The 21,866-nt window shown below is 45.9% G+C and carries 23 protein-coding genes and 1 other RNA gene; 11 read left to right on the top strand and 13 right to left on the bottom strand.

The features are described from left to right. Nucleotides 1-42: 42 nt before the first annotated feature. Nucleotides 43-1,575: an FAD-dependent oxidoreductase gene (locus KNO87_RS08195; protein ID WP_214794926.1), complete on the bottom strand. Its 1,533-nt coding sequence runs from the start codon at nt 1,573-1,575 to the stop codon at nt 43-45. A gap of 195 nt (nt 1,576-1,770) precedes the next feature. On the opposite strand from KNO87_RS08195, the gene KNO87_RS08190 reads away from it, so the two are divergent. Beyond that, on the top strand, nt 1,771-2,742 hold the full coding sequence (locus KNO87_RS08190) for a D-alanyl-D-alanine carboxypeptidase family protein (protein WP_214794924.1): 972 nt from the start codon (nt 1,771-1,773) through the stop codon (nt 2,740-2,742). A 338-nt stretch (nt 2,743-3,080) separates the two neighbouring features. Further along, entirely contained in the window at nt 3,081-4,562 is a 1,482-nt protein-coding gene (gene putP / locus KNO87_RS08185) for a sodium/proline symporter PutP (protein WP_214787963.1), read from the top strand. 52 nt (nt 4,563-4,614) lie between these two features. Here putP and KNO87_RS08180 read toward each other — a convergent pair whose 3' ends face one another. From KNO87_RS08180 to rnpB, 8 genes are all read right to left on the bottom strand, one after another. Continuing rightward, nucleotides 4,615-4,920 carry a hypothetical protein gene (locus tag KNO87_RS08180; RefSeq protein ID WP_251126041.1) on the bottom strand — a complete coding sequence of 102 codons (306 nt, stop codon included), beginning with the start codon at nt 4,918-4,920 and terminating at the stop codon, nt 4,615-4,617. 15 nt (nt 4,921-4,935) lie between these two features. Then, on the bottom strand, nt 4,936-5,490 hold the full coding sequence (locus KNO87_RS08175; protein WP_214787960.1) for a hypothetical protein: 555 nt from the start codon (nt 5,488-5,490) through the stop codon (nt 4,936-4,938). A gap of 71 nt (nt 5,491-5,561) precedes the next feature. Beyond that, nucleotides 5,562-6,392, bottom strand: coding sequence for a YihY/virulence factor BrkB family protein (locus KNO87_RS08170; RefSeq protein ID WP_214794922.1), 831 nt, complete (start codon nt 6,390-6,392; stop codon nt 5,562-5,564). Nucleotides 6,393-6,498: 106 nt separating this feature from the next. After that, the gene (locus KNO87_RS08165; RefSeq protein ID WP_214787954.1) at nt 6,499-7,917 is read right to left on the bottom strand and encodes an alanine/glycine:cation symporter family protein; all 1,419 of its coding nucleotides are present in this window, start codon (nt 7,915-7,917) and stop codon (nt 6,499-6,501) included. A gap of 59 nt (nt 7,918-7,976) precedes the next feature. Beyond that, on the bottom strand, nt 7,977-8,888 hold the full coding sequence (locus KNO87_RS08160; protein ID WP_353047459.1) for a Gfo/Idh/MocA family protein: 912 nt from the start codon (nt 8,886-8,888) through the stop codon (nt 7,977-7,979). 44 nt (nt 8,889-8,932) lie between these two features. Next, the gene (locus KNO87_RS08155) at nt 8,933-9,115 is read right to left on the bottom strand and encodes a hypothetical protein (protein WP_074034388.1); all 183 of its coding nucleotides are present in this window, start codon (nt 9,113-9,115) and stop codon (nt 8,933-8,935) included. Between the two features lie 123 nt (nt 9,116-9,238). Next, entirely contained in the window at nt 9,239-10,402 is a 1,164-nt protein-coding gene (locus KNO87_RS08150) for a THUMP domain-containing class I SAM-dependent RNA methyltransferase (protein ID WP_214794918.1), read from the bottom strand. 125 nt (nt 10,403-10,527) lie between these two features. Then, nucleotides 10,528-10,895, bottom strand: an RNA gene (gene rnpB / locus KNO87_RS08145) — RNase P RNA component class B. Nucleotides 10,896-11,015: 120 nt separating this feature from the next. Between rnpB and KNO87_RS08140 the strand changes: the two genes are divergently transcribed. Next, nucleotides 11,016-11,420: a hypothetical protein gene (locus KNO87_RS08140; protein WP_214794916.1), complete on the top strand. Its 405-nt coding sequence runs from the start codon at nt 11,016-11,018 to the stop codon at nt 11,418-11,420. Nucleotides 11,421-11,464: 44 nt separating this feature from the next. Here the strand turns inward: KNO87_RS08140 and KNO87_RS08135 are convergent, their stop codons facing one another. Together KNO87_RS08135 and KNO87_RS08130 are read right to left on the bottom strand one after the other, a co-directional pair. Then, complete coding sequence (locus tag KNO87_RS08135) at nt 11,465-12,913, bottom strand: S8 family peptidase (RefSeq protein ID WP_214794914.1); 1,449 nt, start codon at nt 12,911-12,913, stop codon at nt 11,465-11,467. 94 nt (nt 12,914-13,007) lie between these two features. Then, nucleotides 13,008-13,415 (bottom strand): type III PLP-dependent enzyme domain-containing protein, encoded by a 408-nt coding sequence (locus KNO87_RS08130; protein ID WP_214787908.1) that lies wholly within the window; start codon nt 13,413-13,415, stop codon nt 13,008-13,010. A gap of 169 nt (nt 13,416-13,584) precedes the next feature. Between KNO87_RS08130 and KNO87_RS08125 the strand changes: the two genes are divergently transcribed. The 5 genes from KNO87_RS08125 (at nt 13,585) to KNO87_RS08105 (ending at nt 18,275) form a co-directional block, all read left to right on the top strand. Next, on the top strand, nt 13,585-14,478 hold the full coding sequence (locus tag KNO87_RS08125; protein WP_214794906.1) for a hypothetical protein: 894 nt from the start codon (nt 13,585-13,587) through the stop codon (nt 14,476-14,478). A gap of 71 nt (nt 14,479-14,549) precedes the next feature. Then, a complete protein-coding gene (locus KNO87_RS08120; protein WP_214794905.1) occupies nt 14,550-15,215 on the top strand; it encodes a response regulator transcription factor in 666 nt (221 codons plus the stop codon). Then, the gene (locus tag KNO87_RS08115) at nt 15,212-16,558 is read left to right on the top strand and encodes a sensor histidine kinase (protein WP_214794903.1); all 1,347 of its coding nucleotides are present in this window, start codon (nt 15,212-15,214) and stop codon (nt 16,556-16,558) included. The genes KNO87_RS08120 and KNO87_RS08115 overlap by 4 nt, the downstream gene beginning before the upstream one ends. Nucleotides 16,559-16,626: 68 nt before the next feature. After that, nucleotides 16,627-17,640 (top strand): FtsX-like permease family protein, encoded by a 1,014-nt coding sequence (locus tag KNO87_RS08110; RefSeq protein ID WP_214794901.1) that lies wholly within the window; start codon nt 16,627-16,629, stop codon nt 17,638-17,640. After that, nucleotides 17,637-18,275, top strand: coding sequence for an ABC transporter ATP-binding protein (locus tag KNO87_RS08105; RefSeq protein WP_214794899.1), 639 nt, complete (start codon nt 17,637-17,639; stop codon nt 18,273-18,275). The genes KNO87_RS08110 and KNO87_RS08105 overlap by 4 nt, the downstream gene beginning before the upstream one ends. Here the strand turns inward: KNO87_RS08105 and KNO87_RS08100 are convergent. After that, complete coding sequence (locus tag KNO87_RS08100; RefSeq protein ID WP_214794897.1) at nt 18,265-18,675, bottom strand: hypothetical protein; 411 nt, start codon at nt 18,673-18,675, stop codon at nt 18,265-18,267. The genes KNO87_RS08105 and KNO87_RS08100 overlap by 11 nt on opposite strands. 178 nt (nt 18,676-18,853) lie before the next feature. On the opposite strand from KNO87_RS08100, the gene KNO87_RS08095 reads away from it, so the two are divergent. Continuing rightward, complete coding sequence (locus KNO87_RS08095) at nt 18,854-19,777, top strand: alpha/beta hydrolase (protein ID WP_214787893.1); 924 nt, start codon at nt 18,854-18,856, stop codon at nt 19,775-19,777. Here KNO87_RS08095 and KNO87_RS08090 read toward each other — a convergent pair. Then, nucleotides 19,710-20,405, bottom strand: coding sequence for a CPBP family intramembrane glutamic endopeptidase (locus KNO87_RS08090; RefSeq protein ID WP_214794895.1), 696 nt, complete (start codon nt 20,403-20,405; stop codon nt 19,710-19,712). The two genes, KNO87_RS08095 and KNO87_RS08090, sit on opposite strands and share 68 nt — an antisense overlap. An 86-nt stretch (nt 20,406-20,491) precedes the next feature. On the opposite strand from KNO87_RS08090, the gene KNO87_RS08085 reads away from it, so the two are divergent. Together KNO87_RS08085 and KNO87_RS08080 are read left to right on the top strand one after the other, a co-directional pair. After that, a complete protein-coding gene (locus KNO87_RS08085) occupies nt 20,492-21,175 on the top strand; it encodes a lytic transglycosylase domain-containing protein (protein WP_251126120.1) in 684 nt (227 codons plus the stop codon). A 28-nt stretch (nt 21,176-21,203) separates the two neighbouring features. Further along, nucleotides 21,204-21,791 (top strand): DUF1643 domain-containing protein, encoded by a 588-nt coding sequence (locus KNO87_RS08080; RefSeq protein ID WP_214787884.1) that lies wholly within the window; start codon nt 21,204-21,206, stop codon nt 21,789-21,791. The last annotated feature ends 75 nt before the right edge of the window (nt 21,792-21,866 follow it).

The following is a 21,866-nucleotide window of genomic DNA, read 5'->3' as shown; positions in this document are numbered from 1 at the left end:
CTTTCTACTTTATTATAGCTGTCAACCTTTGCCTATACTAGTTTACAAATCTTCTCGCTTCTTGTAGGGAAGTGGTTTTGTCGCAGGACCCTCCAGCACAGCCCCTTTTGCATCAAAACGTGACCCGTGACAAGGACAGTCCCATGTCCGTTCCGCATTATTCCATTTCACTGTACAACCGAGGTGTGTGCATGTCAGATTGACTACGTGACAATGGTTATCGAGGTCTCGATATACACCTTTCGTCTGGTTGTCCACTTGTACGATACCACCTTCGTCTAGTTGAAGGTCCTCGACGTCCCGACGTTCGAGGACGCGATCCACGGCACCTTTCGCAAATTGTGTTGCCGTATCAAGATTGGTTTTGACAAATGGACCAACACCAGATGGTTTGACGGTTTTCCGAAGCGGAGACACCAATTCTAAAAAACGATTTGGACGACCGGTGAGCTGGTCTGCGAGTAAATTTCCCGCTGCAATCCCATTAGTCATCCCCCATTTCTGAAATCCTGTCGCTAGTAAGATGTCTGGTTCCCGTTTGAACATTTGCCCAACATACGGTAGCGAGTCCAAAGTGATGAGATCTTGAGAAGACCAACGATACGTCGAACGCATCGTTTTAAAATGGTGTTGCGCATCGCTCTCTAGACGATCGTACCGACTTCGGGTGTCTGTCACCTGTCCCGCTGTATGACCCTCTCCCCCGACCAACAGAAAAGTTCTTCCGTTGTCTTCATATGTCCGATACGAGCGACTGTCGCGGTCGACACTCAAATACATTCCTTTTAGCGGTATTGCGTCCGTCTCGCAAGCGACGATATAAGATCGTTCCACTAAGAATTTTGATACGTATAAGCCTCGTAAGTCATTAAATGGATAGTGTGTTGTAATCACGACCTGATTTGCCTGCACTCTTCTTCCTGTTGAAGTCGTGACAATTGGTCGAGGACCTTGACTTACCTCGAACGCTCTCGTTTGTTCATAAATCTTTCCGCCGAGACCGACAAATCGATTTGCCAATTCACGTAAGTATTTGACCGGATGGAACTGTGCTTGATTTCGAATCACAAGCGCTTGCTCTATTTGAAAGGGAAGTGCGTCACCGACTTCGTTGGTCGCCTCCCCACCATCCAGTTTTAAACGACGATAAGCATCGAGCTCTTTAGATAGTTCCTCATTTGGTTCTGTAGAATATAAATAAGAGTCTTCAACCGAATAATCACAATCAAATCCCTCGTCTATTTGATTTTTTAAATAGACGAGTGCCTCTGAGTTAAATTCGTAGTATAGTCGGGCAGTCGTTTCATCGAAGTGTCTAATCAGTTTCTGATAAATCGTCCCATGTTGGACAGAGCACTTGGCCGTCGTGTGTCCTGTCGTCCCATGACCAATCTCTAATGCTTCAAGAAGCGTGACTTGCTTCCCTCGCTTTTGAAGTTCATACGCACAGACCAGACCAGCGATACCTGCCCCAATAACGACGATTTCAGATGACTCTGAAGCGGTTAATGGTGGATATAATGTCCCGGTATCATGTTGCCGCCAGATGGAGCTCGTGAACGGATATCGATGCATGATACATTCCCCTTTCCTTTTGTGAGCATCTTTATCTCTATACCCGAAACGCATTTCTTTCATCTTGAATCATTGACCTAGTTATTTATTTTATGAGCGCAAAACATCTACAATTTCTATTATGTTTATAGAGTAACGATGAAAGGAGGGACTTTTTTGACCCGTAGAAGGAGACACCGAAGAAGAACGTACATCATGCGAAGAATGATTGCAGCAATAGTATTGCTCGGAATTGTCGCACTGATCCCGACGTTAGTCGGATTCAAACAGGATAAAGAATCGCCAGAGCCTGCAGAAGCCGCCACATTAAAAGTCGAACCGATGAAACAAGGCCCAGTGTTTCCTGAAATCGAGATGGGTACTTGGAATCCTAGTGATACGATGTTGATTGCAAACGAGGATATCCTTGTTGGCGCGATGACTTTCGTAAATGTAGACAAACAACAAATCTTGATCGATAAAAATGCTGACGATCGTGTTTTTCCGGCCAGTACGACAAAATTGATGACGGCTCTACTCGCCTACGAAAAAGCATCGGCAGCGAACGAACTCGATCAGCCGCTCATTTCAATTCAGTCTTCGACACTCGATATCCCTTGGGATAGCCACATTGCCCACCTTGCGATTGGAGATACGTTGACGGTACGTCAAGCGCTCTATGCGACTCTTCTCGAATCAGGTAATGATGCCGCAAACAGTTTGGCAGAATACACGAGCGGGTCGACTGAGGCATTCGTTCAATTGATGAACGAACGTGCAAACGTGTTGGAATTAACAGGTACTCATTTTGTTAATGCTCACGGCTATTCGGATCCGAACCATTATACGACGGCAAACGATATGGCCAAGATTGCCTACGCATTTAGTACATATCCCGAACTCGTTGAAATTGCCGGTACATATGAATTTAAGGCAGAATTCAATGATAAAGACGGAAATGGTAAACGACGCTGGTGGTATCACCTCGGTTCATCCGTCAATGAACGAAGTATCAACTACTCGAAGTATGTGACCGCTACGAAAACGGGCTATACTGATGAGTCGGGTTATACGATGGTGTTTATCATGCAACACAAAAATGAGACATATATTTTGGTTACAATGCAGGCGAAATCGGGGCAAACTTTCCCGACGATGCGTCTTGTCGAAGAGAAAGCTTTTCAATAATCAGGGAAGGAGCATGTGAATCATGCTCTTTCTTTTTCGTTTTTTCTGAAAAAATCAGGTCTAATATTACAGAAATGTTACACAGGGAAGTCCTCAACATTTCAAATATTCAGAATATTTAAACTTTTCAACACCTCATTTTCACTCTCATCCGTTGATACGACGGGCTTTAGAGCCATTTTTATGAAAAGGTGTCAGTTTGCAATCATTTAAATCGTTCGGTAAGGTAAGACACAAGTTCGCCTTTTCAACTTTTGCTTTTGACTGTGTGATGTCTTCACACAATCGCGAACGAGTTTGATGAAATAGATTTTCTTAACTTAATAGGAGGTAATTCAATGCTATGGCAAGAATGGGTATCAATCGCGCTTTATCTCGTGATGATGCTTCTTATCGGATACGTTGCGTATAAGCGAACGACCGATTCATCAGATTATATGTTAGGTGGCCGTAAAATGGGGCCAGGAGTTACAGCCATGTCAGCCGGAGCTTCGGATATGAGTGGTTGGATGTTAATGGGACTACCGGGTGCAATGTATGCAACTGGACTATCAGCAATTTGGTTAGCCGTTGGATTGGTCATCGGAGCTTACTTGAACTACTTGTTAGTTGCTCCACGACTTCGCGTCTTCACAGAGATGGCGAACGATTCGATTACGATTCCAGACTTCTTAGAGAATCGGTTCCGAGATCACTCGAACTGGCTACGGATCCTATCTGCATCCGTCATCATCATCTTCTTCACGTTCTATACGTCAGCCGGACTTGTTTCTGGTGGGAAGTTGTTTGAAAGCTCATTTGGATTAAACTATCAGACAGGTGTCATCGTCACAATTAGTGTCGTCATCTTGTATACCCTCTTCGGCGGGTTCACGGCAGTTAGTTGGACGGACTTCGCACAAGGTGTCATCATGTTCTTGGCACTCGTGCTCGTTCCATTTGTTGCTTTAACGGATCTCGGTGGAGTGGACACTGCTGTCAACTCTGCAACAACTATTAATGCCGACTTGTTCGATCTCTTCAAAGGGACAACGACACTCGGGATTATCGGTCTCCTTGCTTGGGGACTTGGCTACTTCGGTCAGCCGCACATCATCGTTCGCTTTATGGCAATCCGTGATGTGAAATCATTGAAAACAGCTCGCCGCATCGGAATGAGCTGGATGACAGTATCAATCATCGGTGCAGTCATGACTGGTTTCGTCGGAATCGCATACTTCCGTGGACAAGGGAATCCGCTCGGTGACCCGGAAACAGTCTTCATTCGATTCTCTGAAGTCTTGTTCCACCCGTTCATCACTGGATTCTTGTTAGCTGCGATTCTTGCAGCGGTTATGTCGACTGTATCGTCACAATTGCTCGTTACGTCGTCTGCTTTGACAGAAGACTTCTATCGCAAGTTCTTTAATAAAGAAGCAAGTGAAAAAACAATGGTACGCGCTGGTCGTATCGGTGTCTTACTCGTCGGATTTGTAGCGACGCTTATGTCACTCAACCCTTCTAGTACAATCTTGACACTCGTTGGTTATGCTTGGGCCGGTTTCGGTTCTGCATTCGGACCAGCAATCCTATTGTCACTTTATTGGAACAAGATGACACGCCAAGGTGCCCTTGCTGGTATTCTTGTAGGTGCTATCACAGTTATTCTTTGGATCGTCACTGGACTCTCAACTGTCCTTTACGAAATGGTTCCTGGCTTCTTCTTAAGTATGTTGGCAATCGTACTTGTCAGTAACTTTACTAGCCAGAAAGAACAAAAACGCATCAACCGTGAATTCGGTGAAATGGAAGCCGAATTGGCAGCTGCGAAAAAAGAATAATTAAAGTTCAAAACAAAAACTCGGTTCCCTTCAAAGGGACCGAGTTTTTGTTTTACATCGTTGCTGCGATTAACCAGACACGAATCACAAATGGAACGAGCACTAATACGAGCATAGCGTTACGCATCCATTTATTTCGATTCCAATAATACGCCATCAATACGAACGGATGGAGTGCCATCAATTCATATGGGTTAAACCAGAACCATGTGATGATCATCGCGATTAGATAGTATAATACTGATTTTTCTTTCGTCGTTCGATATTCACGCCACATATCATACGCTCCTTTGAAGAACGCAATGAATGTCGCAATCCAGAACAAAATGACAATGATATTGTCGAATCCACTAAACAACGGAGTAACCACCTTTTAGGAAGCATTTTCTACATAAAAACCGCCCCAATAAATATGACGGTACGTAAACTCTTTTCCACTCTCTACAGTAATCACTATTTCATCTTCCGTCAATACGAGGACATGAACAGGTACCTCTCCTTGGCGCAACATCGGACTAAACAATTGAAATTGCTTATTCAGCCATTTTCGTTCAGAGAAATTTTGATAATGATGTAATGCAAGCATCGGATGGCTTAAATATGCGGCGCCAATGATGGCTATGGCGACCGGTGGTGCACCGATTTCCATCAAAAATGAAAAGACGAGAACGAGTGATAAAACTGAATAGCCGAACTCGACCAATTCCATGAAAGAAGCACGACTGGCGATGACGTATTGTATCACCCGAAACATAAGATACAGGATGATACTAACGATCAGAAACTCAGAGAATGGCGAATGTCGAAACGATACGTCGAGGTAGAATAAGACAGGTAACAGAAGAACCCATTTCCACAGATGTAAGGCGAGGTAAAACAATGATTGATCGATGAAACGACGATTGTGTACGAGCCGTTGCATATCCATGTTTCCCACCTCCGCTTAGATGATGTGACCTTACGTTACCATTCCCTATTCTTTTAAATGATAACTAGCAATTACACGTCTAATGAAGTTTTTTCTTTCCTTTCGATTAATGTCGCATTCAAGAGTCCGCCGAGCAAAATGACGGAAGCTGCAAGGTAAAACCAAATTAATAAGACAATGAACGCCCCAAGTTGACCGTAGAACTGTTCATAGTTTGCAAATTGCGAGTAGTAACTGAATACGTTTGATACGATTAAAATTCCCACAGTCGCAAATGCAGCACCGGCCCAGCTATTCTTAAATGTACCTGATATACTTGGCAACCATTTATAGACGAAGATGAATACCGTAAAGAGTAGACCCGTCCCAACAATCCATCTGAAGTAAAACCAGATTTGAGCATAGGTTGTGACAATTTCATCGATGAACAAGATGTAAGAAGACACTTCTCGAAGTGCCGTCTCGATTACCGGTACGAGTAATGAAAACGGCAGTACGAACATAAGTGCCAATGTAATCGCAATATCTTGTAAGACCCCTCTCCAAAATGCTTTATTTCGGACTGCTCGGTAAGCATCATTCAAAGCACGGACCAATGACTGTACGGCGATTGAAGAGATCCAAAGAGCGGGCAAAATGCTGAATGATGCCAATTTCAGTTTGGAGTTATCGAAAATCGCCTCAATATTTCCTTCTAAAAGTCGATAGCTAGCTTCAGGCATGATGAGCGATAACGCTTGAATCACATCCCCGCTCGTGAATGGTAATAAGCCAACAATCCCTAGAACGAATAATAAGAACGGGAACGTGGATAGAATGAAATAATAGGCCAACATAGCTGCTTGATCAAAAAAGCGTTCTGTAAAGAAACGCTTGACGATTGTCATCAAAACTTGTTTCATAATTACTCTCTTCTTTCATGAAATATAATTAAAATGCGGTATTTGAAATAAATAAATTGAAAAGACAGAGAGGCTTCCCTTTTCGGAAGCACTCTCGTATCTCGATTTAACTGATTTCTTCTTTTTTCGCTTCCCATGCTTCGATGTGCTCTTTTCCGGGAAGGTCGACCCCTTCTTTGAAGAATTCCGGGTCTCGCCCTTCTTTCTTTTGAGCCATATAGTCATCGAGTAACGTCTTCGCGACTTTACTTAATCGGAAGATCGCATACATGTTGACGAGCGCCATGAGGCCCATAAAGATATCAGCGATGGACCAGACTAATCCAGCCGACCGAACTGAACCAAACATGACCATTCCAATTACTGCAATTCGATAGATTATCAGATAGCGTTTCTTTTCCGAGATGAATTCAATATTTGTTTCTCCGTAATAGTAGTTTGCCAAAATGGAACTGAAGGCGAAGAGGAGAATCGCGATTGTCATAAGCGTCGTCGCAATCGGACCGATTTCAACGAGAAGTGCCTCTTGGGCAAGCTCAATCCCTTGGAACGACTCAGACCCTTCTACGCCTGAGATCAAAACAATCATCGCCGTTGCCGTACAGATGAACAACGTGTCCACAAATACGCTGAGCGATTGAATCAATCCTTGTTTGACCGGATGACTCACTTCAGCCGTAGCTGCCGCGTTTGGCGCAGATCCCATCCCAGCCTCGTTCGAGAACAGCCCTCGTCGAATCCCTTGAAGGACTGCCGCTCCGACCGCTCCACCGAACAATTGTTGGAAACCGAGTACGCCTTCAGAGAAGATCGCCGAAAAGACTTGAGGTACGACATCGAGATTTGTCAGCACGACCCAGATGGCGAGCAGAATATATCCCCCAGCCATGACCGGGACGATGATTCCTGATAACGTTGAAATCGAACGAATCCCACCAAAGATGACGATAGCGGTGACAACCGACAAAATCAACCCGACCCATACCGTGTCGATCTCAAACACATTATTGACCGAAAGGGCGATCGTGTTTGCCTGTACCGAATTGAACGCGAAACCGAACGCAAACGTAATCAAAATCGCAAATACAATCCCAAGCCAGCGTTCTCCGAGCGCTCGTTCGATGTAGTAGGCCGGTCCACCGCGCCACGCCTTGCCGTCGTGCACTTTATATACTTGGGCGAGCGTACTTTCAACAAACGCCGATGCCGCTCCAATCAGGGCAATTAGCCACATCCAGAACACGGCACCAGGACCTCCTAGTGCGATTGCGGTCGATACACCGGCTATGTTTCCCGTACCGACACGTGCCGCCGTTCCAATGGCGAACGCCTGGAAAGAAGAGACCTGACCTTTCTCGTGTTTAAGACCTTTCACAAATAGTAACTTGAACATCTCAGGTAGCATCCGAAACTGGACGAACCCCATCCGAATCGTAAAATAAAGTCCTCCTGCTATCAATACGAAGATGAGAAGGTACGACCATAAATAGTCATTGATTTGCATAATCAGTTCACGGATATCCAACGAAATCGCCTCCTTTTATCGGGTTTTTACCCGCTCTGAATCTGCGAGAAACAGCCCGTTCATTGCACGGCCTCAAGAATCTCTTCACATAGTCGATGCGTCTCTAGACTATCTTCAGCAACAACCGACCTGTTCGGTTCCCCTTTTAACAGTTTCACAAAATCTTCAATCAAGTCGATGAAACCTCGACGCTTCAAATTTGACTCCCAAGGGTCTAGCGACCATTCCTTCATCCCATCGACCCCGTATTCCATAATCCGTTCGACGTCACGCGTGACTCGTTTCACTGACGGAGACATGATCTCCATCACTTCTTCGGTGCAGCCGTTATCTCGGTTCATCCAACCGATTGCTTCGATTCCACCTGCAGTGAAGTGAATCATGACTTGTTTCAATACGTCCCCGTCGTAACGTGGAGTGACACGCAACCGTTCGACAGGTTGAAGGTCCGTTAAATAACGTAATGTATCGACGACATGTACAAAATCCTCGATGACGAATTCTCGCAGTGTGGCCGGTTTATACGTTCTATTTTTTTGAATGAACACCATATTCTTTTGCTCGACTTGTTTCAACGCCTGAGTGGCTGTCGCGAATCGACGATTGAAGCCCGTGACGAGATGGACTCCTTTCTCTTTCGCCAATGCGACAAGTCGCTCTGTCTCTTCAAGTGTGAACGTGATCGGTTTGTCGATGAAGACATGCTTACCTTGCTCTAGACAATACTTGGCTTGCTCGTAATGAACCGCTGTTGTCGAATGAATCATGACAGCATCAATTTGAGTCATCGAAACGTCCTGAAGGTCCGTATATCCTCCTTCGAAACGATACGTCGATACGATGTCGTTCAACTTCTCTTCACTCCTTGACACGAGATACACACCAATACCTTTCAAGCCGGCATACACAGGGAGATACGCCTTTTTAGCCACATCACCAAGTCCTACTACTAAAATATTCAATCTGTCCACTCCTTTAAGTCATATGTAGAAAGCCCGAAGCAATTGCCCCGGGCTCATGTAATGGATACAATCTCAAAACTTGTAATCGGTTCCCGAATGGCGTCCGAAACGATTTGGTAGGCAGCGTTTAATTCTTCTTGGTTATTCAAGTCTGGCACCCGATCCATCTCTACTTCGACCGTTCGGGTATTCTGCTCTTTAGCATGTAACTGGTATTCGACCGTATACTTTTGCATCCTATGTCCCCCTCTTATTATACATATGATATGTATAACCTGTTCGCCCAATGATGAAACAACTGAGTTGGTTTTAGGGGAACGAGAAAAAATGACCGCCCACTAGAACGGTCATTCGATCTCTTATTCAGGTTTTGATGACGTGTCACGATCTGGTCGTGGACGACGTTTCCCAAAGAATTGGTAGTATTGGGTCTCGATATTCCCGTTGTACAACTTACGACGTTTCGTCGCCGGACGACCGTACGCCTTCTCAAAGTCTTCGTAACTCGTCAACATGTAGACGCTGTAACCAGGATATTTCGCATATTGCGCTCCAATCCGCTCATACAAGTCGATGATTTCTTCTTCTGACTGCAGTCGCTCGCCGTATGGCGGGTTACCGATGATGACACCGTACTCTTCTTTCGGCTTCAAGGCAGCCGCATCGCTATGCACGAACGTGATCGCATCACGTACGTCAGCGAGTTCAGCGTTATCTTTCGCGAGTTTCACCATGCGCGGGTCGAGGTCGATCCCGTAGATTTTAAGCGGTTTATCCCATTCCGCCTTCTCATTCGCTTCATTAATCGCAGCATACCACGCTTTTTTCGGGATACATGTCCAGTCCTGTGCGAAGTATTCACGGTTGATCCCCGGAGCGATGTTCCGGCCAATCATCGCCGCCTCGATCGCAAGTGTCCCTGATCCCGTAAATACATCATAAAACGGCATATCCGGGCGCCAGTTCGTCAGTTGAATCATCGCTGCCGCCATCGTCTCTTTCAACGGTGCCTGTGAATGAAGCTCACGGTACCCACGACGGTGAAGCGGGCCTGACGTATCGATTGTGATTGTCGCTACGTCTTTCAACAATGCGACTTCGATTGGGAATTTCGCACCTGATTTCGGCAACCATTCCCCTTCCTTATGATAGCCGCGTTGCATCGCTTCAACGATCGCTTTCTCCGTGATCTTTTGACAGTCTCGGATCGAGAACAATTTCGATTTGACCGAGCGACCGTCAACCGTGAACGCAGCATCCCACGGCATGAGGTCTGTCCATGGCAAAGCCACGACCCCGTCAAAAAGTTCTGTGAACGTTGTCGCCTTGAATTCCGCTACGACGAGTTTGACCCGGTCTGCCGTACGCAACCACATATTCAGACGTGGGATGTCCTCCATCTCTGCATCGATATACACTCGACCGTTCTCCACTTCACATGTATATCCTAAATCTCTCACTTCTTTTGCAACGAGCGCCTCGATTCCCATCGCTGCCGTCGCAATCAGTTTACGTTTTGCCATCTGCAATCGCCTTCTTTCTACATTAAATTCTCTCATTGATTCTGTAAGTTGTAAAAAAATCATGAAAAAAGGAGCTCAAGTATATGTGCTTGAACTCCTTGTCATTGTCAGTTGAGACTATGTTGTCCTGTAAGCCATGTTCTGTACTCCGGTGCTCATAGCGGTTTCCCTGGCACGATGGAGTGACAATCATCTATCTGCGCACATCGGCGCCCTCCGTCCCGTTCGGTTCCGGTCTGGAAGTTCCCCTACCATAGTTTGGGTTTCTCGCTCGTGGGGTTTACCTCGTTCCACTCTGAACGTTTCCGATCAGACTCCGTCACTGTGGCACTTTCAAGAAGCGTATACCATATCCGTAGACTTAGGTATTTCTTCTGCCGTCAACTTGCGTTGCCTACACTTATCTTTTCGTGTAGCACGATCACTACAGCCATCACAGGCTGTGCGAGCATGGACTTTCCTCAAGATTTGCATCCCGCGATTGTCCAGACCTCATAGTCACTTCAACCATTGTAGCGGAAATTTCAATGATTGACAACTTAAATTCGAAACTTGATTTTACGTTCAGTCAGCGCTAAAATAAGGCGTGTTCATTGAATAAGGAGGGATTTTGATGCATCAAGATGCAAAAAACGGTTGGATTCAACGTCTAACCTATGTAATAGAAATCGATGACATTAAAGTGCTCCACCCGAACAACGGCGTGTTCGCCTTCTACCGAAATAATCGTCTCGTCCGAGGGTTTGAACCGTTCGATATTAAAGCACCGAACGAACTCTCAAAGCGACCTTATCATTTTGACCATCATAATTTAGCACACCTAGAAGAGCGTTTCCCAGACGCGATTCCGGTGTACGATGAATCCCATGAAACACGTCGCGCTTGGAGCGATCGGGTTCGAGTCGGATTATGCGAGATTATCCGCGATGGTAAACTCAGTTTTGAGCATATTGACGACCAAGGAAATGTACTAGAAGCGAGTATCCGTTGGTGTGGAGAAGCCATCACCAAGAGTTAAATAAAATCAGCCGCCTCTCCTTTCGGAGGAGACGGCTTTTTTATTTACAGTGACTCGGCAACTGGTGGCTCTTCCTCAATCACAGGAGGTTCGTAAGTTGACGTCACTACTTTTTCACGCACATCTGTCGGCTTCAGAATCACTGTTAACGGTTTCGTCGTATCTCCCCTTACCGGGAACGTTCCGGCGATATGAAGGGCTTCATACATGGTGTTCCCTTCAGAATCGAGGACAGTGACAACCCCTTTCCGAGTCGTCTGTAAAGAGAACGTCTGAGCATCTGTGGCATTGACAGAGACCGCTGTTTTAACCGTATTGATATATTCAATCGTCTTACTCGTAGAACGTTTGTATTTTCCATCCGTCATTTGGGCGACAAGTCGATATTGACCGCTCGGTAACCAATCCCCGTAAGCAAACATCGTGAAATTCGAGTTTGGACTTAACGTCTTAATTTTTTTACTGCCCATATACAATCCGTAAGTCGTTTTGATCGTCGGACGTTGCATGACATCTAGTTTCACATCCGTAATATATCGTTGTTTCCATAAAGAATCTGCAGAAAGTGATAGAGGACGTGGCGTCGCCTCAAGTAACTTCAACGTATTCAACTCCGTATAAACCTTTCCTTGAGAACGTGGCATTTTTGCGATTAAGGCATCCACTTCATCCGGAGTTAAATATGGGTTGATCGATTTGACAAGCGCGAGACTTGCGCTGACCATCGGGGCGGCCATAGAGGTACCGTCCATATAGATGAAACGATTATTGACCCCGAGCGAGAGGATGTTCACGCCTGGGGCGACGATTTTCACATTTCCATCCATATTGCTAAAGTCAGCGACACGATGACGCGAATCAATCGCACCAACAGCAATCACTTCTTTCATGTTTGCCGGAAATGATGTTTGGTTCGCCCCATCATTCCCTGAGGACGCGACGACGATGACACCTTTTGCTCTCGCTCGTTTGATGGAAGCAGCTAACCGACTATCATAGTCATCTCCACCTAAAGAGAGATTAATGATTGTCGCGCCTTTCGCTACCGCCGTATCAACTGCTTTTGCAACCGTCCATGAGTCTGTATATTCTGAGTTTCTTCCATAAAACACATTATAAAAATGGTAACGTACGTTTGGAGCAAGTCCTGCAATCCCAAACCGGTTATGTTTCCCTGCCATGATTCCGGCAGTATGAGTCCCGTGTGTATCCGCACTGTAGGGACCCTTCATCGAATTGACGACACGAGGCACATTCTTTAAATCTGTATGGTTACGATCCGCGGATGAATCGATGAGAGCCACGACAATATCTGATGCACCTCTCGTTTTACTCCAAGCCAAATCGGTTCCAATTTGATGAACGTAATATTGATTCGTGATCCGTGGCTCTGAGACCACGTATCCATGCTTTTCTAGCACGACAGGTTTCGCTGCGTCCACTCCTGCAGGTAGTAAAAGCGCAATCGCTGTCAAAAGGGCAATCTTTTTCATTCCTTCCGCTCCATTCCAAACTGATAAAGTGATTTCATTATCTCAAACTTTGGATTAGATTTCCCTTTTTTTGAATAAAAAGTTGTCGGAAAGTTTACCAATAGCTCGGTTCATCAGGATGTAACATCTCATATTCGACAATCCGTCCAATAGTCAAGTACGTATAGTACCGTGCTAGTTCGACTCGACTCGGGTCAGGTCGGAATCCTTCCAAATCTTCTCCGAGCGGTGAGCCCTCGATTGTCTCGAACTGTTGACAAAAAAAAGACTCCGTTTCCGCATCCCAGACGATACGATCTCCAATATACCCACTTCCAAAGCGAATATAGTCGATGATGGACGGTACGATGACTTCAGCTGGTAGCCGTTCACTCATCCGTCCGACTAATTCGTATCTGATTCGGTCTGCCTGATCCGCTTCTTCGAGTGAGACACATTTTAAGACTTCTTTATTGATTTCAATCAAGACAACATAATCACCTGGTTCGATGGAGAGTTTCATCGCCTCACCTCACTTTTCATTCCTTCATCCGATTCTCTACAAGTTACTATTCGTGATGCGTTGTGGGAATCCTGTCCATTCCTCATGATTTTCCAAATCTCGGTCGAATTCGCACCGATTGCATTGTTTTTGTTATACTAATCGTATGAATCTAGAGAGGAAGTGCACCATGGCCAAACGACCGTTGACCCCTCGCGAAAGTGAATTGATTGCGACTGCTTTATACGTTGTCGAAACGATTCCATACGCCGGATATATCGATCGTCTCGAATCCCTCACGTTACGCGACATCGCTGATGACTATTTGAATGGAACGCTCGCTTCCGCAGACGCGATTGATGCGCTCGATCAATACATTTTTGTACGACGCCATCGCTTCAAGAATGTGACCCCTCACAATCTTTGGACATTGGATGATCGAACCGAGCAAGAAGCATTGCGTCATATTTCAAAACGACCTGAGTTGAAAAAAGGACAGACTTTGAATAAGCGAAATCAACCGTTTCAAGTGGGACAAGACATTGAATTCAAAGTGGATAAACATGTCGATCGGGGGCAGTTCCGAATCTACATCGGAAAACAACAGGGTTATACGTGTAAAGCACAGTCAAAGGAACGGGACAAGTTGAAAGTCATCACCGGATGGGTCACCCATATCGACCCGAAAGACCGCCTGGTGTTTGTGAATGTCACAGATTTCGGACGTTTGCCGATGGAACAATCAATGAAGCAGGATCTCGAATCGATGAGTGCCTCGCTACTTGGTTGGTTCGCAACGGCAACACTCCCTTCCGAAGAAGAGGCACTTCTTGCAAAACAAATGATTGCCACTCTGCAACGACGTGACCAACCGTATTGGTTCACGCTGACAACCGCCCTCAATCACCCAAGACCAGAACACGTCAAGCGTTGGGGAACAGTCGTGAATCTGCTCGTAAAAGCAACGACAGGTGATCAAAAAGCGGTACAAACACTAGAAACCCAAGAGGATAAATACTTCAAAGACGCTTTCATCCGTGCGCTTCGCGCCTTGCATCAAGAGATGACGAAGCAATTGAACTAAATGGACTCGAGGTGGCTCTTAAAGGGTCACCTCGTTTCGCGTACGGAGTCCGAAGGAAAGGATTGATCAACATGCGTTTACTCATCGTGGAAGACGACTCTTCCATTTTACGACTCGTGAAAGAGACGTTTGAAGAAGCCGGGCATGATGTCTTGATTGCGACCGACGGCAAGACAGGAGAGGAACTATACATGAGCCAGCCAATCGATGCGGCAATCATTGATATCATGCTCCCTGGCATAGATGGTCGAGAGTTGTGTCGCCGTCTAAAAAGCGCATTCGATATTCCAGTCATCTTACTGACCGCGCTCGGCGAATGGGAGGATAAGCGTCAAGGTTTTGAACACGGGGCAGATGACTACATGACAAAACCGTTCATCCCGGAGGAGTTATTATTTCGACTGCAAGCCGTATCCCGGCGCTATGAACGTTCGTCCGCTTCGCGCATTCAGGCAGGCCCGCTTCAGTTGGATTTAAAAGAGTATGAGGTGAAACTGGAAGGCAAAATGTTCTATCTTCCAAAAAAGGAATTCGAGTTATTGTTTCAGTTGGCTTCATTTCCAGGAAGAGTATATCGCCGTGAGGAATTGATTGAACTTGTCTGGGGTTATGACTTTGAAGGCGACGAACGAACCGTCGATGTGCACATCAAACGACTTCGACACAGATTCGATCATCCTGCACTCTCTATTCGAACGGTTCGTGGCGTCGGCTATTCGTTCGAGGTAGTGAAATGAAGACGCTCTATACTCGAATCATCCTCACCATGTTTTTCATTTTACTTGTCTCTGGCGCAATCTCTCTCCTCATCAGTAATGTCGCATATTATACGTGGTGGCAACCCTCATATAGTGAGAAGACCGAATCGGTTGCAAACGAGGCATCGACTTATTTTGCTGAACATACAGATGCGGATGAAGAGGCTTTTTATACGTTTTTAGCTGCAACGGGCTACCAATTGGTCGTGATTGATTCAACCAATATGCGCTCTCGCTACGGTGGGGAATTTCGAGATGAGTCGATTCCTGAAGAAGTGATTGCAGCCGTCCGTGAAGGTAGCGCTTATCAAGGAATGCGTGATTTTCCGTTTCACTTGTTCTTATTAGGCCTTTTCGATAACGAGTTGACAAATACGTACGGAATGACCCTCGAAAACGGGGACGTCGTTTTCATTCGTCCGGATTTAAGTGCCCAGATCCGAGAGCTTCACCTTTTTGTCGGCATGTTCTTCGCGCTCGTAACAATCCTTGCGTTCGGCTTGATTGCGATTTCGACACGTTCACTCGTCCGGCCTTTAAAAACGCTCACTACAGCGACAACGGACGTGGCGATGCGACAGGAGCCGAAACATCTGCCTATCGAGCGAAAAGATGAAATCGGAACGTTAGCGAGACAGTTTCAAGAGATGACAACTGTCATCAATCAGACTGAGGCACGCCAACGTCGGTTCGTGTCGAACGTCTCTCATGAATTTCAATCGCCTTTGACATCACTCGTCGGTTATGCCGAGAAACTGGCAGAACGTACCGATGGTGTCTCGAATGAATACGCTCGCGTCATTGAACAGGAAACGAGACGTTTATCTCAATTGACCAAACAACTCTTACTCTTATCACGTTTAGACGAACAGCCGCCTTCCCTTGATTCAGATGTGAACGTCCTTCAATCCATCTCAGAGGTCATACAAATGAATGCTTTTCTGCTCGACCAAAAAGGACTCGCCGTCATGACCGATATCCCGACCGACACCATACTAAAAAGTGACCCGGTCCTTCTCGCCCAAGTATGGAACAATCTATTGGTGAATGCCGTTCACGCCTCTCACGAGGGCGGAACGATTCGTATCACCTGCTCCACCGACCCACGTATCACCGTTTCCTTTACCGATGAAGGGATCGGAATGGATGAAGAGACGAAACGACATTTGTTCGACCGATTCTTCAGAGGCGACGTCGCGAGGTCGAGTCAAGGAACCGGTTTAGGTCTTGCCATCACTTCAGACATCATCGCCTTACACGGTGGGCAGATCACGCTCGAATCCACAAAAGGAAAAGGGACGACGATTCATCTTCATTTTTGAAGCTGTTCATATTCTGTTCATATTAAACGATTACACTTCCTTCATAAGAACTTGAAGGAGGTTTTTTTATGCAATTAGGATGGAAAGAGATGTGGAGACAAAAACGAAAGTTTTCCATGCTCTTTGTGATTACACTTTTGATTGTTATGTTGACAACTTTGATCACTGGGCTTGCCGACGGACTCGCATACGATAATGGCTCTGCCCTGCACGAATTAAACGCTTCGACGTATCGATTAGACAAGGATTCGGATGGACAGTTGACGCGGTCCTTCTTAGACGTCCCTGCCGATTCTTCTATCGCGACGATGAGTGTACGTCCCCTCACAATCACGCTGAATGGAAAAAAGGAAGAGGTGACACTGTTTGCTCTTCCAAAAGGAAGCGATATCGGCCCAGTCGATCATCTACAAAAAGGAGAAGTCCTGTACGATTCTAGTCTTTCTGAGAACCTTCGAGCAGGTGATGTTTTGACAGACTTCGTGTCGGAATATGACTTTACAATCGCCGGTGAGTCAATCGGAAGATACAGTCATGGACCTGTTCTCTACACGACGAATGAAACATGGTTCGACTATTTACGATATTCTGAACAACGCCCATATGTATCTGCTGAAATTGGTACAAATCACTCAGCATCCGATACGCTCATGATGAGTCAACAGGAGCTCATCGAGTCCGTTCCTGGCTATAGTGCCGAACAGAGTACCTTTACGATGATGCGAGCATTCCTACTCGTAATCGGTACATTTATTTTGACTGCTTTTTTCTATTTGTTCACCTTACAAAAACTACCGGAACTCGGTATTTTAAAAGCGATTGGTCTGTCACCTCGTATCATCGGGCAAGCTTTGCTCTTTCAGGTCATCGTAATCGTTTCATCCGCTGTTGTTACGTCTATCGGGATTATGTACATCGCTGATATAGTGATTCCGTCGTCCATGCCGTTTATCGTCGACATCGGTCACGTTTTACGATTCGGCTTCATGTTCATCATCTTATCGATTCTTGGCGCGTTGCTCCCCCTTTGGAAACTTCGCCAAGTTGACGCAATTGAAATCATAGGAGGAAAAGCATCATGAGACTACAACACGTATCCCATCAATTCGATGGTCAACTCGTTTTAAACAATATCAATTTAAACGTGTCTCCGGGAGAATGTATCGCCATTGTCGGCCCAAGTGGTAGTGGGAAAAGCACATTGTTATACATTCTCGGACTGCTTCGTAAACCGGAACATGGAACATTCTTGCTGAATGAACGAGACGTGTCTGATTTAGATGAGGAACAACGGCGTCTTCTAAGACTTCATGAGGTCGGGTTCGTATTTCAACAGGCTCATCTCCTTCCCTATTTGACGGTGCTCGAGCAACTCGAACTCATTCAAGAAAACAGAAACGTCGATGCTAAAGAACTGTTACAAGAACTCGGATTAGAACATCGGCTGCATCATCTCCCGATGACACTGTCAGGAGGAGAAAAACAAAGAGTTGCCGTCGCAAGAGCTTTGGTCAATTCTCCACGACTGATTCTGGCAGATGAGCCAACGGCGAGCCTGGATTATGAGAACGGACGTCGAGTGATGGAATTACTGTCACAACAGGCACACCGTAAAGGGCGCAGCGTTGTCGTCATCACGCACGACGAGCGCATGCTTGATGTGTGTGACCGTGTCTTACGCGTCATTGATGGCACGCTGACAGAGATTAGAAACTAAGTATCTTCTCATGCTGACAGATTTGTTGGAGCTGATATGTGAGCCAACCGCCGAAACGTACTGTGACTCCGATTTCTCCGCTTTGAGAGATCATCGCTTCTTCGATCACCATGAACCGCTCCACTATATGATTGGATTCGAGTCGAATCCCCGAGAGACAGGCAAACGCCCGGACGACCTCTTCTGGTCTACATCCGGTTGACATTGCGATTTCCTGTACCTCGGTGGATAGACTCGTTTTGTTGTGTAAAAAATAGCGGTCTAGCAACAAATCAAACACGAGTCCGACGACTCGTATGTTTCCATCGCTTGTCCACTTAAAAGTTACTCCCCGATCAAGTGTGCCGTTTGGATTGCTCAATATGCTTTGAATCATTCGAAAGATATCCGTTCGCTCCATCGTGATTCCCACTCCCTTGTATATTGTTTACTAATCATAGCGTTGGCTCACATCTAAAACGAGTGAATATATGTTATCCAACCTAAGGAGTTATTGTGCGTATGCGTTCTTCTTATGTATGAAAATAGGACGATTTGTCTTCATTTCGGGTACAATAACGGTGAAAGGAGTCGGTATTATGCAACGGAAATGGCAAATCGGATTAGCTTCACTTTTCACAAGTTATTACGCAATCAGCTACTATGCCTTCAAACGGATGACTCGAGGGAAACGGAAAACACCGGAGATGTTACTCGCTCCGTACACAGAAGAGGATCGCGCCTTCTATCATGATGTCCCGTTCGAGCACGTCTCGATTCAGTCGAGGGACGATTATCGACTCTACGGACGGATTTATCGAAATGACGCATCGACGAAGTGGATTGTATTCGTTCATGGGTATACTGCTTCTCATAGTTTCATGGCTCCTCATCTTGCCATGTTCCATCGCCTCGGTTATAACTTGCTCGCTGTCGATTTGAGGTCTCATGGGGAATCCGAAGGTATTTATGCTTCTTACGGATATCATGAAAAAATCGATATGATTGATTGGATCGAATGGTTGAAAATAAATGAATCGGTCGACCAAATTGGTCTTCACGGAGTCTCGATGGGTGCCGCGACGGTCCTTCAGACGACCCCTCTCACAGATGTCGATTTCGTCATCGCGGAATGTCCGTTTGACGATATGGGTCACCTGATGCGATACCAGTTGAAGGAGTTACACCGGATACCGGCAGAACTTTTCCTTCCCGGCATCAATTATTTCCTATGGTCACGTGCCGGGTTCACGATGAAGCAAGTACAACCGAAAAAGGCCGTCACCGAAACGACGACCCCGATCTTATTCGTACACGGATCAAAAGATGATTTCGTCCCAACGTGGATGTCAGTCGAGATGAACGCTCTGAACCGACAAAATGACTTGCTATTGATTGACGGGGCGGAACATACGGATTGTATGATCAAAGACGCGCCTGCATATGAAGACGCGGTTAATCGTTTTTTACGTCGACATGGATTGGTCCAGCAATCAAGTCAAGCAGTACATGCAAGACCATGACCGGCCACAGGACACCAATCCCTAGATATAAGAGACCGAGACCGAAACCGACAATGCCTGTCGTAACGACACCTTTGATCCCTTGATAGGCATGTGCCATACCGAACAGGGCACCTCCGATCAAGGCAATTGTCAGATTCGGTACTTCTATATAGAGGGAGATTGTGTACAAGAGCACTCCTCTGAAAATAAACTCTTCGGTCACGCCGGCCGTGACCGAGACGGCGCTCCATGCCTGCTCCTCATTCTTCGTTCTTGGCAGGAGCAGTTTTTCTAAATCGAGCTCATAATAAGGACGCAATGCTCGACGAAGTTTTGATGAGGTCTTGACCAATAAATAAAAGACGAGCGTAAATGCAACGAGGATACATGATAGGAAAAAGACTTGCCACGCCTGTTCGTTGCCCGTTTCTGGCGCGAATGTTAAACCAACTTCGGATGGCGGTACTTGAAATAAGAATATGAGGGCGACAATCAACAAGGTCAGTCCCCATGCTGATTTTACGGTTTGATCGTACACCCACGCCCGTCCCTTCGTCTCAATCAATGGACGGATCAATTTTGCGTTGAAGATTTGGACAATCAACATGTATCCAATAATTGCCGTAAAAATCAATCGTTCGAGCATCCATATCCACTCCTGTCCTTACTCTTAGCTATATGCTACACTATTCGGGTATTGTCTAAAAGCTAGGAGGCGGTATCTTGAAACGTATGATGCTGCGATTGACCGGTTTTATCATTGTGCTCGTGCTTTTGCTCGGGGCAATCGGCTGGCTCGGTCAACACGATAAAGTAAACAATGGATTGTATCGAACCTATTATGGTGAGCATGGCGTACCGAACGCTCACATCGCTGTCTATCAGGACGCTGCTGACGCATACGATGTGGACTGGCATTTGCTTGCCGCCGTACATCGCGTCGAGACGATTTTCTCTCACAGTTCTTCCATGCGCTCATCCGTTGGTGCGATCGGACCATTCCAATTCATGCCTCGTACTTGGCTCGGTTGGGAATATGATACGGATGACCAAAAAGGTGACGTCCCAGAAGACGAAGTCGATTTGACAGACCTTGCATTGATCGACCAGTACGGTGGTCTCGGTCGTGACGGGAATGGAGACGGGAAAGCAGACCCACATAGTCTTATTGATTCCGCACATACCGCGGCGTATTATTTAAGTGAACACGGTGGGAAGAAAACGGATTCTACCACATCTATTCGAAATGCTATCTTCGAGTACAACCGGAGTGAGCAGTATGTTAACGATGTTATGACATACTATGAAAATTACGAAACAAACGTGACGTACATCCCTGAAGAACGGGATACAATCAGTCAACATGTCGCCTATTATACGATTCGATACATCGAGTGGTTCAAAACACTCGGCTGATGCTTACATGAAAAAGTGAGGAATGGAAATGAATACGCATGTAGAAGAAGTAACCATCCGCGTAAAATCAATCTTCAATGAAGATAAAACAAAACGCTATATGCGAACGTATGAGTTCACGGATGTGGAAGACGGGGTCATTTGTGCCGTCATCATTTATTCACCGCGAATGAGCGATGCTTTCTTATCAGGTACGACAACGCAACGTGCCTATATGTTGATGCAAAATCATTTGTCACAGCCGATTCGGGAGATGCGTGTCATCAGCCTTGTGCCGACACTTGCCATCAATGATAATCTTCCGTATGTGGAATCACAACTCGACGAGACAAACTATCACTATGTCGAAGAGACGTTGCAAGAGGTAGCAGCAAGCAATGGCATGATCATCGTCGGTTGGGGTTCACCTGGTCGATTGATGCACCATGCGACATCCTATAAGTCGCTCTTTGCCGATTACGAGTCAAACATGTACTGCATTGGTACGACGGCCAAAGGTGAACCACAACAGATCCGTATGGCCAACGAGAACACAGTGCTCGAGGCGTTCAACAATGAATCAATCAAACCAAAGTTTCGAATCGTAAAAGAAACAAAAAAAGACGACTCCGAGTGAGTCGTCACAGCTTGTTGACAAATAACATGTTCGTACTCGTCCTTTCGGCGCCCACGCTTTCCGCAGGCAATCCCG

Source organism: Exiguobacterium sp. s34, assembly GCF_018617435.1.
Lineage (GTDB): Bacteria > Bacillota > Bacilli > Exiguobacteriales > Exiguobacteriaceae > Exiguobacterium > Exiguobacterium aestuarii.
The sequence above is the reverse complement of the archived record's forward strand: the minus strand, read 5'-3'. Positions and strand labels throughout refer to the sequence as shown.